This is a genomic window from bacterium (genome assembly GCA_016124905.1).
Taxonomy (GTDB): Bacteria; Pseudomonadota; Alphaproteobacteria; order Rickettsiales; family RI-342; genus RI-342.
Genome location: WGMV01000011.1, coordinates 34,928 through 51,865 on the forward strand (window position 1 = coordinate 34,928; position 16,938 = coordinate 51,865).

The window sequence follows — 16,938 nt, forward strand, 5'->3', positions numbered from 1 at the left end:
GCAGGTTTTATGCCAAAAATTAGGCGTTATTATTCCAGAGCCGAGAGGATAACGGCTGCATCGAGTACCTTTTTGGTAGCCTCTGAAATCAGCAGGATATCCTTATCGACCCAGATATACTGAGCACGCGGCGGTGGCGGCGGCAACATCACCACCACATCCCGCGGCACTTCCCAATAGGTGGTGGTGGCAGGCAGCACTTCGCCCACGACATAATGCTTCACATGGCCAGGGGGCATGCAGCCATATTTCTTGGCCAACCCGGGAGGGCAATGCTCTCGGTAATACGGGCGGAGGCGGTTGCCGATGGCCTCCCGCTCATCCCCTTTCAGCACCACAAGGCGCCGGTCGCCATGATAGTCGCCATGTTGATGATCGTCGGCATGGCGGCGATCATATTCCTCCAGCCGTTTTTCCAGGCTCTTATGCCCCTTGCCATGCCCTTTGCCATTTCCATGGCCATCTTTTGCCAAAACAGGCGAAGCCGCCAGGCAAACAGCCAGTCCCAAGGCGGAAACAAGCCCCAAACCGTTAATGCGCATCCGTTTTCTCCATCATGCGTTGAACATCTTTCTCTGCGACCTATGATCTAAAAAACCCATATGAACCAGTTAAGTTTTGTTCATGTAGGGTGCTTCACAAGGCTGTCACAATTCTTTCACATAATTATTGTGCAATGCAAAACAACAATCCACGACAGATCGGATAAACAGGGATGGCCGATAACCTGCTGGATAACCAGGCTTCACAGATGATACGCGGCGCCAAGGCGCAACAGGCGGACATGTTTAATCTCGCCCTCGCCCGCGGAGCGCAGGAAGCCGACCGCACCCCGGCCAAAGCTACCCCGAACACCCGTTTTCTCTCTTCGCTGCTGTACAACTTGGGCAATATCTCCTGCATCGTCTCCGGCATTCAGCGTGGCCGCCATAATCCGGACGGCAAATTCACCATGAACGATATTTCCGAGCTCATGGTCGGCGTCAGCTTTAGCGTGGGCGATGTTCTGATGGCCGCCGTAAGCAAGGACGCCCCATCCGAAATTGAACGGCTGGAGCACGGCCTGAAGGACCACCTTCAGCGCCACCGCATCAAACTTCCCGCCCAGCCCAACGCCGAGAACATCCACAAAAGCGGCGCCCTGCCCGCTGTGTATGATTTTATCAAAAACAACATCGTCTCCATCAAATGCATCACGGAAGGCACGGCCGGGCTGTTCATGATCAACGCGGCCACCAAAAAGGGCAACCTCAACAAGGGTAAGCTGGCGGCCGGTCTGCTGGTTTCCACCGGCTGGTTTTCCACCTTGCTGATGAACCACCTGCCTCCGCCGGATGCCGCCAGCAGCCTGCCGGATAAAATCCGCGACAACCCCAAGGGTTGGATCGCCCGCCCGGCGGCCATCGGCAATAACATCTCAAACTTTATCGGCGCGGTGAACGAGCGCAAACGCTTCATGGGCGAGGTACACGCAGCCGAGGCTGCCCTGCAAACCGCCACCGCCGAGGAAGCCGGCACCGCGACGGAAAAGCTCCGCATCGCCAGGCTGAAACAGCATGATTACATCTGGAACATGGTCTCCGCCTGCAGCTTTCTGATGGCCAATTACCTGTTCGGCATTTCCAGCGGCGGCAACAAGCCCGCAACCTCGGCCGAGGAACAGGCCATCGCCAGCGAGGTTGTCAACATCTCCGCCAAAACGCTGGCGAGTATCCCGGCGGAGATGCGCGATGCCGCGGTCAATCAGGCCGCCATTTATACCGCCAAGCAATCCCATGTCGGCGAAAGCCGGGAGCGCATTGCCGAGATGATCCAGGAGCAGATTCGCGCGTTCGAAAAAACCGCGCCTCAACCCGCACTCGCCCGTTGATCCGTCGGCTCTCCTCAACCCATTACCTTTGCCTAATGGGCCGCCAGGCCGAACAGCCCTATCAGATACACCACCACCAGCAGCAGGCTTTCCAGCCCGATGCCGACGACCGTTCGCGAGGGCTTGAGATAAAGCGCGCCGGTATAAAGCACCGTCAGCAGCGCCCCGAGCGCCACCACATACAGGTCGCTCGGCTTGGCGGATGATAAAGCCGGCACACCCGCGCAAAAGGATGTCAGCAGCAGCAGGCACGGCAGAAACGCGTTGCCGCCCAGGATATCGCTGATGGCGAGCTGGTACTTCCGCATCCGCACGGCCTCAATGCCGGTGGAAATTTCCGGCATGGACGTCGCCAGCGCCAGAAAGGTGGCGCCAAAAATCGCCCCGTCCATGCCCAGTTCCTTGGCCATGCCGCTGCTCACGCCTTCAATCGCATATCCCGCGAACAAGGTGGCGGACGATGCCGCCAGAAACACCGCCACCACCTTCCAGGTATCCGCCTCGTGCACGGCGGCATGCTCATCGGTGTAACGTGCCGTTTTAGGGCCACGTGCATTGCGCACCACCACCAGCCCCACCAGCCAGCATAGCACGATGGCCAGCTCCGCCGGGGCAATGCCGTGCCACACCAGCGCGGCCGGCATGGTATTGCCCATCACCACCAGTGCCAGAATACCCAGCAGAAAAAGCCCCTCCAGTATCAACTGCCCGCTGGAGGCATAATGGCTGAGCGGCTTGTGCTTTTCAGGGCGGAACCGGTCCATCAGGGCAATGACGACCGTCTGGATGGCGATGCCGCCAAGGATATTGCCCACTGCCAGCTCGGGGGCATGGTGCAGCCCTGCGGTCACGGCAATCGCCACTTCCGGCAGGTTGGTGACAATCGCCAGCAGCACCATGCCGCCCAGCGCCTGTTCCATGCCCATGCGTCGCGAAAGCACGTCCACGCTGCGCGTCAGGTGAATCCCGGCCAGCCAGATGATGGCGGCCAAAAGAATAAACTGAAGCGCCAGCATGCCCATCACTGCACCGCCACCACCCAGGAATAAATCTGCCACAGCCCGGTCGCCGCAAACAACGCGCAGGTGGCATACCGCAAAGCCTTTAGCGGCAGTTTGGCCAGCAGCGTGTCGCCAAGCAGAATGGCGGGAATATTCGCCGCCAGCATCCCAAGCGTGGTACCCACCGTCACCAGCCATATATTCTGATAATCCGCCGCCAGCGTCAGCGTTGCCAGCTGGGTTTTATCGCCGATCTCGGCAAAAAAGAAAGCCACCAGGCTGGCGAAGAAGGCGCCATAGGACGTGTGATGCTTGCTTTCATCCGGCGCGTCATCCGGCAAAAGCGTCCATAACCCGACCGCAATGAACAACACGCCCGTGATCAACCCGAGCCAGCCGCCCGCCACCAGCTCGGAAAGCCAGATGCCCAGCCATGACGTAACGCCGTGGTTCACCAACGTGGCGATCAGCACCCCGATCAAAATGGGCCAGAATGTGCGGTAGCGTGCCGCCAGCATGATGGAGAGCAACTGGGTTTTATCGCCCATTTCCGCAAGCGCGATCCAGGCAAAACAATGCAGCACGACATCCATATCAATCCTCCAGCTGCCTTTTGTATGGTGTCTAATCGCCCGGGCGTCAACCTTGCCAAGATTTAATCAGAATCATTCATTATTCACGCGCATTTTTAGATCCACCCGCTTATGGTGCCTTCATCACAGATAGATAATGGAGATCCCCATGAAATCCGCCCAAAAACTTATCGGCACGGCGTTGTTTGCCGCCCTGCTTGCCTCTCCCGTCCTTGCGCAGAGCAATGTGGTGGTCAGCGGCGCTGGCTCCGCAGGCAGCAATGTGGATATGGACCTCAACACCCGCAGCGGCACGCTGAACCCGGCCATCGGCAACCCGCCCATCAATGACAGTTCGCGTATCCAGGCCGATGTGGAAGCCGAAAAACCCGCCAACCCCACGCAAAAGCGCATCGATGCCAACCGCGCCAAGATAAAGGCCCGTCAGGAAACGCTGATCAACAAACAGGCCCCGGCTGAAAACACCGGTGCCCCCACCGCCAATTAATCAAAGGAAACAGACATGAAGAAACTTCTCATCACCGCGGTGGCGCTCGCCACCATTTCCACCAGCGCCTATGCTCAGGTTGGTGCCAGCAACAGCGAATCCTCCGCCGGTGTGGCGCCCCCCGCCATTCCCCCGGTTGGCGAAGGCCTGGACATCAACGCCAATGCTAAGGCGGGCGTTTCGGCTGAGACTCCGGGCATCGACAACCGCGAGGCCCGGCAGAACCAGCGCATTGAAAATGGCGTGGAATCCGGCCAGCTGAACGAACATGAGGCCAACCGCCTTGAGCGCCAGCAGGACCGTATTGAAAATGCCGAAACCAAAGCAAAAGCCGATGGTGAGGTGACCAAAAAGGAACGCGCCCGCATTCAGCACAAGCAAAACAAGGCAAACCATAACATTGCACGTAAAAAACATAACAAACACTAAGCTTGCCCGAGCAAACCAAAGGGGCGGGCCTCGGCCCGCCCCTTTTCTTTTGGATACAGGCAATTATGCCTCGCCTGCCACCGGCTGTGTTTACACTTTGGTAAACCCTGACCGGTAAAAGTGAAAAAATGAACCTGCCACCCAACATGCTTCCACCACGGCTCACCGCCGAAGATGTGTTGAGCAACATCCACCTCCTGATTGTGGATGACGACCGTATTACGCGTCGCCTGGTGCATGATCTGTTGAAAATTCTTGGTTTTTCCAATGTGCAGATTGAGCCGAACGGCCGCGCTGCGCTTGATTACATCGCCTTCAATCCGGTGGATATCATTATTTGCGACTGGAAAATGGCGCCGATGGACGGCATTGAAATGACACGCGCCGTGCGCACCCAGTTGAGTGGCGGCAAGCGCTTTACCCCCATCATCATGCTGACGGGCAAAGGGGAGGAAAACGACGTCAAGCTCGCGCGGGATTCCGGCATCACCGAATACCTGCTCAAGCCCTTTACGGCCGACACCCTCTTTTCCCGCATCAAGGCCGTGGTGGATAACCCGCGCGGCTTCGTCATGTCCACCGCCTATACCGGGCCGGACCGCCGCCGCCGCAGCGGCATGCCGCCCGACGGCATGAAAAAACGCGAGACGGATTAACGGCCATGAAGAAACCATCCAAGGCCACCATCCTGCCGCCTGACACGTCGCTAAAACAGAAAATCGGCAACCGTCCGCTTGAAACCCTCGTCGATGCCGACCGCGTGGAATCCGCGCAGCAGGCGGTATTCAATAATCTTGACCAGTTTCTGAACCAGACCCAGACGGACATAAAATCCATCGAGCTGCTGCTGGAAGAGATCGAACAGGGCTACAGCGGCGACCTGAACCTGATCACCAGCATGGAAAACGCCTTTTTCCGCATCATGAGCACGGCCGGCACCTTTGGTTACATGCTCGCAAGCCGCGTGGCCAACCAGGGGCATGATTACGTGGTGAAACACCACCAGATGCACGCCGCCGAGCTCAAGGTCATCCGCGCCTATGCCCTGGCGCTCAAAAGCATTTTCACCCACAATATACGTGGCGACGGGGGTAAAATGGGCAAGGAACTGCTCACCAACCTGACCATGCTCACCGATAAATTCAGCCGTTCATAAAAACCCCCGGCATCCGCGTGGGGCCCGCCAGGCCTGGCGGGTGGATAAAATACCTCCCTTGCAGCCCTACCCTGCATGGGAGGCTGCTTGTTTATCCATTCATAGCTTGCTAGATTGCTTGCCGGTCTTTCACAATACGGGTTGAAGCATGGCAAAGACGGCACGCACTCCTGCGCAAACCGGCGAGGATGAACTCTCCCGCCTTCGGCGTAAAATTGTTGAGCATGCCCTGATAGACGAGGAACTCGCCCTCGAACCCCTGATTGCCATTCTGGACGCCAGAAGCGATGAACTGAAACGCCGCGTGCATGACCGTGCCGAGGATCTCGTCGCCGGCATCCGCGCCAGCGGCCACACGGGTGTGGAAGCCCTGCTGCAGGAATACCGGCTGGACCAGCGCGAAGGCGTGCTCATCATGTGCCTGGCCGAAGCCCTCCTCCGCGTGCCGGACAGCAACACCGCCAACCGGCTGATCGAGGATAAATTCACCAACACCGACTGGGAACGCTACCTTGGCGGCAGCGAGTCCATCCTCGTCAATGCCTCCAGCTGGGGCTTGATGCTCACCGGCAAGATCATGGATTTCGACCGCGAATCCGAAGCCCCGCTGGTGACGCTCCGCAAACTGGTGCAGAAAATGGGCGCCCCCATCATCCGCCAGGTTCTGAGCAAGGCGATGGAATGGATGGGCACGCAGTTCATTCTGGGCACCTCCATCGAAAGCGGCGTGAAGGCCGCGCGTGAAAACGAGACCAACGGCTACATGCACAGCTACGACATGCTGGGTGAAGGCGCGCGCACCCGTGCCTATGCCGCAGAATATGCCGCGCGCTACCTGCATGCCATCGAGGTGATCGGCAAAAACGCCCCCTCCAACCTGGAACTGCACGACCGCCCGAGCATTTCCATCAAGCTTTCCGCCCTTCACCCCGCCTATCACAGCAAGCACAAACAGGCCGTGATGGACGAACTGGTGCCCGAGCTGAAAAAACTGATGCTCGCCGCAAAAAAATACAACCTCATGGCCGCCATCGACGCCGAGGAAGCCGCCCGGCTCGATCTTTCGCTCGACATTTTCGAGGCCCTGATCCGCGATCCTGATATCGGCGCATGGGACGGCGTGTCGCTGGTGGTGCAGGCCTACCAGAAACGCGCGCTCCACGTCATCCACTGGACGGCCGCGCTGGCCAGATCGACCGGCAAGCAGATTCCCATCCGCCTCGTGAAAGGCGCCTATTGGGATTCCGAGGTCAAGCACGCCCAGGTGCACGGGCTGGAAGGCTATCCCGTCTACACCCGCAAATACGCCACCGATCTCTCCTACCTCGCCTGCGCCCGCACGCTGCTGGATTACGGCAAGCTACTGTATCCGCAATTCGCCACGCACAACGCGCACACCGTCGCCAGCATCCTGGAAATGGCCCCCAAGGACGCCCATTACGAATTCCAGCGCCTTCAGGGCATGGGCGGCACGCTCTATGACCAGCTGATGTCCAAAAAAGCCCAGATCCGCTGCCGTATCTACGCCCCTATCGGCGTGCACAAGGACCTGCTGGCCTACCTCGTGCGCCGCCTGCTGGAAAACGGCGCCAACAGCTCTTTCATCAATCAGCTGGGCGATAAAAACACCTCGCTGGAACGCCTGATCGCCGACCCCGTTTCGCTTCATCGGGAAAAGGCATCCCAGCCACCCTACATCCCCCTGCCTGTTGAGATGTACGGCCCTAAACGCCCCAATTCAAAAGGCGTTGATCTGGGCTATTACCTGCATATCGAGCGCCTTTACGAAGGCCTCGGCCAGCAGGGAGACCGCTACTGGCAGGCCACCGGCCTCATTGACGGCAAGCCGGTCGGCAAACATGCGCGCGACATCGTCAACCCCGGCAACCTGAACGACCGTGTCGGCCAGATAATGGAATGCGACGCCGCCGACGCCAAAAAGGCGATGGATATCGCGGGCCATTATTTTCCCCGCTGGGCGCAGACCGAGGTGGCCCTGCGCGCACGCCTGCTCCGCAACGCCGCGGATAAAATGGAGGAAGAGCGCGACGTGCTGATGGCGCTCATCCTGCGCGAAGGTGGTCGCACGCTTCAGGACGCCATGGACGAAATCCGTGAAGCGGTGGATTTCTGCCGCTATTACGCCGCCGAGGCCGAGCGCCTGTGCGGCGCTCCCGTTCAGCTTCCCGGGCCAACCGGCGAATCCAACCATTTGCTGCTTCAAGGCCGCGGCGTATTTTGCTGCATCAGCCCGTGGAACTTCCCGCTTGCCATTTTCATTGGCCAGATAGCCGCCGCGCTGGCCACCGGCAATACCGTGGTCGCCAAACCGGCGGAACAGACGCCCATCATCGCCTGGCATGCCGTCAAACTGCTGCACGAGGCGGGCATTCCGCCGCAGGCGCTGGCGCTCATCCCCGGCGACGGCCCGACCATCGGCCAGGCCGTGCTGGAACATCCCGCCCTGGCGGGCATCTGCTTCACCGGTTCCACCGAGGTGGGCAAACTGCTCCAACGCAAACTCGCCGAACGTCCCGGCGCCATTCTGCCCCTCATCGCCGAGACGGGCGGCATGAACGCCATGATTGTCGATTCCACCGCCCTGCCCGAGCAGGTGGCCGATGACGTGGTGCTTTCCGCCTTCGGCAGCGCGGGACAGCGTTGCTCCGCCCTACGGCTGTTATTCGTTCAAAGCGACACGGCCAGCGAGATGATCCACATGATCGCAGGCAGCCTGCAGACACGCATGGTCGGCCTGCCGTGGGAACTGAAAACCGACATCGGCCCCGTCATCGATGCCGATGCCAAAAACATGCTGGAAAAACACAAAACCGCGTTCAAAAAATCCGCAAAACTGGTGTTTGAATACAGCCTTGGCACGCGGGTGGGCCAGATGGGCCATTACGTCGCCCCCACCATCTTTGAACTGCCCAACGCCGAGATGTTGAAAAGCGAAGTCTTCGGCCCCATCCTGCACGTGGTGCGTTACGAAGCGGGCGAGCTGGACAAGGTGATCGACAGCATCAACCGCACGGGCTACGGCCTGACGCTTGGCGTGCATAGCCGCATCGACGGCACGGCGCAATACATCGCCGGGCGTGTGAACGCAGGCAATGTCTATGTCAACCGCAGCATGATCGGCGCGGTGGTGGGCGTGCAGCCGTTCGGCGGCATGGGCCTTTCCGGCACCGGCTTCAAGGCGGGCGGCCCGCATTACCTGCTGCGTTTCCTGACGGAAAAAACCCTCACCGTAAACACGGCCGCCGTGGGCGGAAACATCGCGCTGTTCACCGGCAATTGAACGCAACGGATTGTGGTTATTCCCTTTCCAAATACCATGCTTAGTGGTATGAGGGCAAAAGCGCAGGCATCCTTAAGGCAAACCCGACAGTGAACTGGTTCAGAAAAAAAACCGCCGAATCATCTGCCGACCCTGCCATTCCCGCCGACACCTTGCTCCAGCTCTGCCAGCAGATGGGCGGTATATGCGTGCCATTACACAACCCGGCTTCTCCGCAGCGCATGCAGTATAACGGCCCGCATGGGTTGGATGTCGCCAGCGTGGAAAACTGGCTTTCCAGGCGCCTGGAAAGCCACGGAAATCCCGAGCATTACCTCACATATCCTCAGCTTCTGCACGGCAATAACGGCCTCTATCACACGTCCTTGCTGCACATGCAGGACGGATGGAAAATGCTTTGCTTCCCCACCGCCCGCACTGGCACGGAAAAATCACTGGTTGCACGCCTGCGCCAAGGCGCCTGGGGGCAGCTGCATCACGACATGCTGGATTCCCTCAACGCCATTTCCCTCTGCGCGGAATGGGTCGCCAGCGGCAAATGGGTTTACAATACCGGCGAGGCCATCGCCAGCATCCGCCGCGCCGCGCGGCAGATGGAACACCACCTGAGGCAAATGGCAGATTTGCCGTTTTCCACCGCCGAATCGCCCGAAGCCAACGAGCCCTTTCTGCTGGAAGCGGGGCTGAACCAGCTGGGTGCCGAGGCGCGTCACGGCCTTGCCGCTTTACCCGAAAGCCTGTGGCTTTTCCTGCCCGCCTCTCCGTTTCAAAAGCTGCTGGAAATGCTGCTGCACCATTCCGGCGCGCAATCGGTGGACTGGCAATGGCAGCTGGAAAACGGCCTGACCGCAACATTTTCTGCCGCCGATACGGCCTGGCTGCACGACATGGCCTCCCTGCTCGACCATGGCCGCCTGAATGCACGCCGCAGTGACAATGACCACACCGAGCTGCTTAACACGCTCTGCCCACTGGCTGAATACGGCGTACGCCTAGCCATGGTGGATGCAGGCTGCAGCCTCACCATTCCGAGCCGCTACGTCATGGCCGTGCCGCACATCGCCGCCCAGCCGGAAGCCGCCTTGGCCGGTTAGCGCCGAATCTCAGAAACTTATCAACAACACTTGCGTATCCCCGCGCAACAGGGCAGACTACCACTCCCCAACGATGGCCCTATAGAGGAGATACACATGACATTTCACGGTGGCGTTCAGGCTGAACAGCTGAAGCAATTCATTGAGCGCATTGAGAAACTGGAAGAAGAAAAAGCCGCGCTCGGTGGCGATATCCGCGATGTTTATTCGGAAGCGAAAGCCAACGGCTACGATCCCAAGATCATGCGCCAGGTCGTCCGCATCCGCAAAATGGACAAGAACGAGCGCGACGAGCAGGAACATCTGCTGGATACCTATAAGGCCGCCCTTGGCCTGGTTCCGGCATTTGAACGCGAAAGCGAGCTGGAAGCCGCTTAGTAAAAGCTGGGCCGGTTCATTCCGGCCCGTTTTTTGCCAATAAAAAACGGCCCGTTCAAACATGACGGGCCGTCTTTTTATTTCTGGGTTGGTTAGGCTAGGCGCAATCCAGTTCCACCGGTTTCTGCGTCACGAGGGAATAGATCTTTTCCTTGGTACGCAGCTTTTTCTTCTTCAAATCCTGAATCAGCATGAGGTTTGGCAGCGGTCGGGTAGCTTCTTCCTGAATCTGGCGCTCCAGTTCGACTTTACGCTGTTCCAGTGTCTTGATATGAGCAGTCAGCGTCATGCCATTCCTCCTGTATGTTGCAGTGCAGTGTTAGGTTTTTGAACATAGCGCAAAAGGGCCTTCCCTTCAACCAAAATATGTGGACAATTTTAGATAATTTGTTGGCAATAAAGCATTTTTTACGCAATCCTTACACGCCTTGGCATGCTTCTTGCCGCATAATATGGAATGAGAATAATGACAGCTAAACGCATCATTCTGGGCATCAGCGGCGCATCGGGCGCTACCTATGGCACCAAAGCGCTGGAACTGTTGCGCCAATCAAAGGTCGAAACGCATCTGGTTGTCAGCAAATCGGGTTATATCACCCTTCAGCAGGAACTCGGCATGACCGCTGAAGATGTAAAAAAACTGGCGGACCATCATTACGCCCCCGGTGACATCGCCGCAAAAATTTCCAGCGGCTCCTTCCATACGGATGGCATGCTGGTCGCCCCGTGCTCCATGAAAGCCCTGGCGGAAATCGCCACCGGCCTCACCGCAGGGCTCCTGCCCCGCGCCGCCGACGTCATTCTTAAAGAACGCCGCAAGCTGGTGCTGATGGTGCGCGAAACCCCACTGACGCAGGTGCATATCCAGAACATGCTCACCGTCACCCAGATGGGCGGCATCATCGCCCCCCCCGTCCCGGCCTTCTACAACAACCCGCAATCGCTGGACGACATCGTCACCCACAGCGTAGGCCGCGCGCTGGAACTCTTTGGGCTGGAGGTAAAGGGCATCAAACGCTGGCAGGGGCTTTAAACGCTGCGCTGGAGCTTGCGCATCGCCCGTTTGTATTTTCTCTCCCACAGCTCCGTCTGCACCGCCGCCAGCAGCAGCGCGATATAGATGAGCAGGAATGCCAGCCCCATTACCATCAGCGGCGCCAGCATATCAGGATGGAGTGAACTCCCCCCGCTGCGAAACACACTCGCAGGCTGGTGCAAACTATTCCACCACTCTACGGAAAATTTGATAATGGGCAGGTTCACGCCCCCCACCAGCGCCAAGCATGCCAGCGGCATGGCGGATTTTTCCGCATCGTCCGCCGCCTTGGCCAGCAGCAGATAGCCCACATATATAAAGAACAGCACCAGCATGGAGGTCAGCCGCGCATCCCACACCCACCAGGCGCCCCACATGGGCCGCGCCCAGATCATGCCTGTCAACAGGCAGATGCCGCAAAACACGGTGCCGATGGGCGCGCTGTTGCGCGCAATCATATCCGCAATCGGGTGCCGCCAGATGAGCCAGGCGATGCTGGAAGCCACCATGGCGGAATAAATCCCCATCGCCAGCCAGGCAGCTGGCACATGCACATACATGATGCGCACAAAATCCCCCTGCTGATAATCTGCTGGCGAATGCCCAAGCGCCAGCCACAACCCAAGCCCCAGCAGCAGCGCCGCGGCGATAGCCGCCACCGGCAATGCCGCACGGGCAATGGCGGCGAAACGGTGCGGGCTGGCGAATTCATGGGTCACGGCATTGGCCTTTATGGATGAATCAATTATACCTGCTTACCGCAGCATATTACGGGATACAAGCCACATGACCAAACCTGCCGCCGCCCCCCTGCCCGCCAGTCCCGCTATCGACAGATTGCTGGAAATCATGGTCCGCCTGCGCACGCCCGTCACCGGCTGCCCGTGGGACCTGGAACAGGATTTCGCCTCCATCGCCCCTTACACCATCGAGGAAGCCTACGAAGTGGCCGACGCCATTGAGCGGGGCGATATGGAGCACCTGAAGGAAGAACTCGGCGACCTGCTGTTGCAGGTGGTCTTCCACGCGCAAATGGCGAAAGAAGAAAAACTGTTTGATTTTGACGATGTCGCGGGCAGCATCAGCGACAAGATGGTGGAACGCCACCCCCATGTCTTCGGCGGAGCCGAAATGAACCAAAAGCTCGGAGAGGCCGACATCAAAACCGCCGATGCCCAGCTCACCGCCTGGGAGGACATGAAAAAAGCCAAACGCGAACAACAAAACCCCGATGCCAGTGCGCTGGACGGTGTCACCCTCGGCCTGCCCGCCCTCATGCGTGCAGAAAAACTGCAAAAACGCGCCGCCAAAACCGGCTTCGACTGGCCGAGCATCGCCCCTGTCTGGGACAAGCTCCACGAAGAGCTAGACGAACTGAAAGAAGCCGCCTCACGCCCCAATAACCAGGCCCATATCGAGGAAGAATTCGGCGACCTGATGTTCGTCATGGCCAACCTCGCCCGCCACCTGAAACTGGACCCCGAAACCGCCCTGAAAAACGCCAATTCCAAATTCGAGCGCCGCTTCCGCCAGATGGAACAATTCGCCAAAACAAACGGCAAAACCTTCAGCAAGCTCTCGCTTGTTGAGCAGGAAGCACTCTGGCAACAGGCAAAACAATTAGAGAAAAAGTAACCTGGAGCACAGCGACTGGGCCCGACCGCGGCCCGCGCCTTATTGGCGCGCAATTAGCGAGCGGAGCGAGCCAATAAAAGCCAGAAGAAGTAACGCTGTAAGCGTTACTTCTTCATCACCTGCTGCAGATTATCCCACGCCTTTTTATAATATTCCGGGCTCTGGGTCAGCGCCATGTTCAGGTAGGTCTTGGCCAGCTCCCGGTCATTGGCAAGATAGGCGTAATAACCGAGGTTGTTGTAAAGCTCGGGTTTCTTCAGATACTGTCCGGCCACCTTCTCCGCCCCGTCCAGATCGCCGGAAATCCCCATCACCATCGCCCGGTTCAGGTCGATGCGCTCCAGGTCCTTCGTCGGGCCTTTGTGCATGCGCACGGCAAGGTCCAGCGCCTTCAGGGCACGTGGGTAATCATCCATGATGGCCAGCGTCAGGCCGATATTGTTCAGCACGGATGAATTATTCTCGTTATATTTCAGGGCTTCGCGGAAATATTGCAGCGCGTCTTCATTCTTCTTCTGGATCGCCAGCCCCACGCCGATGCCGTTCAGCGTGCGCCAGCGGGTGCCGTCGCGCTGGCGCACCGTGTCCAGCACCTCCAGCGCGCGCGTCACGTCATCCTGCGCCAGCAAGGTCAACCCCCGCCCTTCATGCGCCACCAGGCTGTCAGGATGTTTGCGGATGAAAGCCTCATAGGTGTTCAGCGCCATGCCGTAATCCCCGCTGCGGCGAAGCGCCTCGGCATAGGCCAGCTGGTAGAGGTCGCCCTTGGGGTCCTCGTTCATCAATTGCTTGTAGAATTGCGCCGCCTTGGCGTAATTGCCGTCTTCCATCGCCTTTTGCGCGGTCTTGAGCAGGGACGCGTTCACGCCCTCGAACTTCACATCCTTGCCGCTTTTCTCGACCAGCACCTCGGGCGTCACATCATTGTCGAGCGAGGGAAAGGTCTGCGTCATCTGCTGGCAGGATGACAAAAACGTCACACCTGCGATAGCAATCGCAGGAAGGATAAGGGATTTTCGCATCATTGGGTTGCATTCCCCTTCAAAAGCTCTACACACCTGCACATCCTTATCATGAATGCGAAGCAGCTGGCAATGCAACAACCACAAGCGATCCCCCATCTGTTGGGGATACAGGGCTTGAAAATCGCGGATACCCACAAACTGTTGGAATCCGCCGCATCGCTTATTTCCTTCAACCGCCAGCCCCGCGCCCGCCGTGACGACTTGAAGGGCATCACGCTGCTGAACGTCTTTTTCGAAAACTCCACCCGCACGCGCACCTCATTTGAGCTGGCGGGCAAACGCCTCGGGGCGGATGTGGTCAACATCGCCATTGCCCAATCCTCTGTCGCCAAGGGCGAAACCATCATCGATACCGCCCGCACGCTGATGGCCATGAACCCCGGCTTCATCGTGGTGCGCCATGGCGAATCCGGCGGGGTGAAGCTGGTGGCGGATAACGTGAAAGCCAGCGTCATCAACGCTGGCGACGGCTGCCACGAACACCCGACCCAGGCATTGCTCGATGCCCTCACCATCCAGCGGCATTTCGGTGAGTTCAAAGGCCTGAACATCGCCATCTGCGGCGACATCCTTCACAGCCGCGTGGCGCGCTCCAACCTGCTGCTGCTGAACCAGCTTGGCGCAAAGGTGCGCTTGGTCGGCCCAAGCAGCCTCATGCCCCGCGGCATCGAAACCCTTGCCCCCTGCACCATCCATACCGACATGGAAAGCGGCATCAAAGGTACCGACGCCATCATCATGCTGCGCCTGCAGAAAGAGCGCATGCATGGCGGTTACGTCCCCTCCCTCACCAGCTATTTCGACCGTTTCGGCCTCACGCATGCGCGCATGAAGCTTGCCGGCAAAAAAGCCCGCGTGCTCCACCCCGGCCCGATGAACCGCGGCATCGAGATCACCAGCGAACTGGCCGACGACCTGGACCTCAGCCTCATTCTTGACCAGGTGGAACACGGCGTCGCCATGCGTCAGGCCATCCTGCTCTGGCTGGCGGAAGCACGGCAGAAAGCGGGGCTCCTATGATCGCCGCCCCGCTGTATGACACCGAACCGGACGACGAACGCCTGCAAGGCTACGTCATCACCAACGAGAAGAAACTGCTCGATGTGGATTTCATCCATGGCTACCTGAGCAAGAATTCCAAATGGGCGCATGACATCCCGCGTGAGATCGTTGAACGCGCCATCGAAAACTCCCTTTGCTTCGGCGCATTCCAGACCAGCGGTGAAAAACTAAAGCAGGTCGGCTTCGCCCGCATCGTGACGGATTATTCCACCTTCGCCTATTGGTGCGATGTGTTTGTGATGGACGAGCATCGCGGCTTCGGCCTCGCCCGCTGGCTGATGCGCGAGATGATCGAGCATCCGGCGCTTCAGGGGTTACGCAAGCTTGCGCTTTACACCTCCAAGGCGCATAATTTCTACCGCGAGCTGGGCTTCACCCCGCTGCAAAACCCCGAAAACTGGCTGGAGCTCCACCGGCCCGATATCTACTCGGAAAAAAAACAATGAAACAGACCTTCACCAAGCCTACCGGCAAACAGGCCAAAACACTGGCCTTCATTAATGCCCGCCTTGTGGACCCCGAATCCGGCCGCGACGAAACCGGCGGCCTCATCGCGCAGGACGGCCTGATTACCGACCTCGGCCCACACATCAAAAAAGGCGCCACGCCCGAAGGTGCGGAAGTGATCGATTGCGGCGGTCACGTCCTCGCCCCCGGCCTGGTGGACATCCAGGTGCATTTTCGCGAACCCGGCCAGGAGCACAAGGAAACCATCGAGAGCGGTAGCCGCTCGGCAGTGGCGGGCGGCATCACTATGGTCGTGTGCCAGCCCAACACAAAGCCGACCATCCAGGATGCCACGGTGGTGGAATTCATCAAAAGCCGCGCGCGTGAAACCAGCTACAACCACATCCGCATGTACGGCTCCATGACCGAAGGCCTCAAGGGCGAACAGCTGGCCGATCTTTCCGGCATGGCCAAGGCGGGCGTGGTGGGCTTCACCGACGACGGCCTGCCGCTCGGCAACAGCCTGCTGATGCGCCGCGTGATGGAATATGCCAAGGACCTTGGCCTCGTCGTCGCCCAGCATGCCGAGGATCTCTCCCTCACCAACAAAGGCTGCATCAACGAAGGGTATGTCTCCGCCCAGCTTGGCGTCGGCGGCATCCCCAATGCGTCCGAAGCCGTGTGCGTGGAGCGCGACATTCTGCTCAACGCCCTCGTCGGCGGCCATTACCACGTGCTGCACGTCTCCACGCGTGAGGCGCTGGACGCGGTGCGCCGCGCCAAGGCCAAGGGCCAGCACGTCACCTGCGAGGTCTCCCCCCACCATTTCACGCTGGATGAATCCGCCGTGCTGGAACATGGCACACTCGCCAAAATGAACCCGCCGCTCCGCAGCAAGGAAGACGTCGCCGCCCTGCTGGAAGGCCTGAAGGACGGCACGGTGGACGCCATCGCCACCGACCATGCCCCGCACGACCCCGACAGCAAGGCCCTGCCCCTTCCCTCCGCCACCTTCGGCATCGTGGGTGTGGAAACCATGCTGCCCATCTCGCTCGAGCTTTACCACAATAAGCTCCTCAGCCTGCGCGACCTGCTCGCCAAAATGACCAACCAGGCCGCCGACATCATTAAACAGAAGACCGGCCGCCTCGCCAAAGGTTACCCTGCGGACCTCGTCGTGATCGACCTCGACACGCCCTGGACCATCGACCACACGAAATTCAGCAGCACCTCCACCAACACCCCTTTCCATGGCCGCAAGGTCAAAGGGCGCGCCATTCATACCGTGGTGGCGGGGGAAGTGGTGTACAGCCTCTCATAAAACCTCTCACCTCAACTTTTAAGATACCCCCTCACCCCAACCCTCTCCCTCAAGGGGAGAGGGGGTAACCCCTCACACAAAAAACTCCACCAGCCTACAAAAA

Annotated in this window: 19 protein-coding genes; 13 read left to right on the forward strand and 6 right to left on the reverse strand. The window is 59.0% G+C overall.

The genetic code is table 11. The features are described 5' to 3' along the window. Positions 1–29: 29 nt before the first annotated feature. Positions 30–542, reverse strand: coding sequence for a hypothetical protein (locus GC177_03855; protein MBI1275086.1), 513 nt, complete (start codon positions 540–542; stop codon positions 30–32). A gap of 173 nt (positions 543–715) precedes the next feature. Between GC177_03855 and GC177_03860 the strand changes: the two genes are divergently transcribed. Continuing rightward, positions 716–1,870, forward strand: a complete 1,155-nt coding sequence (locus tag GC177_03860; GenBank protein ID MBI1275087.1) for a hypothetical protein — start codon at positions 716–718, stop codon at positions 1,868–1,870. 32 nt (positions 1,871–1,902) lie between these two features. Here the strand turns inward: GC177_03860 and GC177_03865 are convergent, their stop codons facing one another. Further along, complete coding sequence (locus GC177_03865) at positions 1,903–2,928, reverse strand: sodium:calcium antiporter (GenBank protein ID MBI1275088.1); 1,026 nt, start codon at positions 2,926–2,928, stop codon at positions 1,903–1,905. Beyond that, positions 2,892–3,464 carry a UPF0016 domain-containing protein gene (locus GC177_03870; protein ID MBI1275089.1) on the reverse strand — a complete coding sequence of 191 codons (573 nt, stop codon included), beginning with the start codon at positions 3,462–3,464 and terminating at the stop codon, positions 2,892–2,894. The genes GC177_03865 and GC177_03870 overlap by 37 nt, the downstream gene beginning before the upstream one ends. 148 nt (positions 3,465–3,612) lie before the next feature. On the opposite strand from GC177_03870, the gene GC177_03875 reads away from it, so the two are divergent. From GC177_03875 to GC177_03905, 7 genes are all read left to right on the forward strand, one after another. After that, positions 3,613–3,951, forward strand: a complete 339-nt coding sequence (locus GC177_03875) for a hypothetical protein (protein ID MBI1275090.1) — start codon at positions 3,613–3,615, stop codon at positions 3,949–3,951. Positions 3,952–4,098: 147 nt separating this feature from the next. After that, the gene (locus GC177_03880) at positions 4,099–4,380 is read left to right on the forward strand and encodes a hypothetical protein (GenBank protein MBI1275091.1); all 282 of its coding nucleotides are present in this window, start codon (positions 4,099–4,101) and stop codon (positions 4,378–4,380) included. A gap of 128 nt (positions 4,381–4,508) precedes the next feature. Continuing rightward, on the forward strand, positions 4,509–5,036 hold the full coding sequence (locus tag GC177_03885) for a response regulator (protein MBI1275092.1): 528 nt from the start codon (positions 4,509–4,511) through the stop codon (positions 5,034–5,036). Positions 5,037–5,041: 5 nt separating this feature from the next. Continuing rightward, positions 5,042–5,536 (forward strand): hypothetical protein, encoded by a 495-nt coding sequence (locus GC177_03890; GenBank protein ID MBI1275093.1) that lies wholly within the window; start codon positions 5,042–5,044, stop codon positions 5,534–5,536. A gap of 148 nt (positions 5,537–5,684) precedes the next feature. Further along, on the forward strand, positions 5,685–8,837 hold the full coding sequence (gene putA / locus GC177_03895) for a bifunctional proline dehydrogenase/L-glutamate gamma-semialdehyde dehydrogenase PutA (protein MBI1275094.1): 3,153 nt from the start codon (positions 5,685–5,687) through the stop codon (positions 8,835–8,837). 89 nt (positions 8,838–8,926) lie between these two features. Beyond that, entirely contained in the window at positions 8,927–9,931 is a 1,005-nt protein-coding gene (locus GC177_03900) for a hypothetical protein (GenBank protein ID MBI1275095.1), read from the forward strand. Between the two features lie 96 nt (positions 9,932–10,027). Further along, the gene (locus GC177_03905; GenBank protein MBI1275096.1) at positions 10,028–10,309 is read left to right on the forward strand and encodes a DUF2312 domain-containing protein; all 282 of its coding nucleotides are present in this window, start codon (positions 10,028–10,030) and stop codon (positions 10,307–10,309) included. A gap of 97 nt (positions 10,310–10,406) precedes the next feature. On the opposite strand, the gene GC177_03910 is transcribed toward GC177_03905, so the two are convergent. Next, the gene (locus GC177_03910; GenBank protein MBI1275097.1) at positions 10,407–10,598 is read right to left on the reverse strand and encodes a DUF465 domain-containing protein; all 192 of its coding nucleotides are present in this window, start codon (positions 10,596–10,598) and stop codon (positions 10,407–10,409) included. A 177-nt stretch (positions 10,599–10,775) separates the two neighbouring features. On the opposite strand from GC177_03910, the gene GC177_03915 reads away from it, so the two are divergent. Continuing rightward, positions 10,776–11,342: a UbiX family flavin prenyltransferase gene (locus GC177_03915; protein ID MBI1275098.1), complete on the forward strand. Its 567-nt coding sequence runs from the start codon at positions 10,776–10,778 to the stop codon at positions 11,340–11,342. Here GC177_03915 and GC177_03920 read toward each other — a convergent pair. After that, positions 11,339–12,079 carry a heme transporter HemC gene (locus GC177_03920; GenBank protein MBI1275099.1) on the reverse strand — a complete coding sequence of 247 codons (741 nt, stop codon included), beginning with the start codon at positions 12,077–12,079 and terminating at the stop codon, positions 11,339–11,341. The two genes, GC177_03915 and GC177_03920, sit on opposite strands and share 4 nt — an antisense overlap. A 52-nt stretch (positions 12,080–12,131) precedes the next feature. Between GC177_03920 and mazG the strand changes: the two genes are divergently transcribed. Next, positions 12,132–12,980, forward strand: coding sequence for a nucleoside triphosphate pyrophosphohydrolase (gene mazG / locus GC177_03925; protein MBI1275100.1), 849 nt, complete (start codon positions 12,132–12,134; stop codon positions 12,978–12,980). Between the two features lie 104 nt (positions 12,981–13,084). Here the strand turns inward: mazG and GC177_03930 are convergent, their stop codons facing one another. Continuing rightward, the gene (locus GC177_03930) at positions 13,085–14,101 is read right to left on the reverse strand and encodes a tetratricopeptide repeat protein (protein ID MBI1275101.1); all 1,017 of its coding nucleotides are present in this window, start codon (positions 14,099–14,101) and stop codon (positions 13,085–13,087) included. Here GC177_03930 and GC177_03935 point away from each other — a divergent pair. The 3 genes from GC177_03935 to GC177_03945 are packed head-to-tail and all read left to right on the forward strand — an operon-like array spanning position 14,075 to position 16,835. Continuing rightward, a complete protein-coding gene (locus tag GC177_03935; protein ID MBI1275102.1) occupies positions 14,075–15,025 on the forward strand; it encodes an aspartate carbamoyltransferase catalytic subunit in 951 nt (316 codons plus the stop codon). The genes GC177_03930 and GC177_03935 overlap by 27 nt on opposite strands. Beyond that, a complete protein-coding gene (locus tag GC177_03940) occupies positions 15,022–15,513 on the forward strand; it encodes a GNAT family N-acetyltransferase (protein MBI1275103.1) in 492 nt (163 codons plus the stop codon). The genes GC177_03935 and GC177_03940 overlap by 4 nt, the downstream gene beginning before the upstream one ends. Further along, positions 15,510–16,835 (forward strand): amidohydrolase family protein, encoded by a 1,326-nt coding sequence (locus GC177_03945; GenBank protein MBI1275104.1) that lies wholly within the window; start codon positions 15,510–15,512, stop codon positions 16,833–16,835. Before GC177_03940 ends, GC177_03945 begins: the two co-directional genes overlap by 4 nt. Positions 16,836–16,938: the final 103 nt, after the last annotated feature.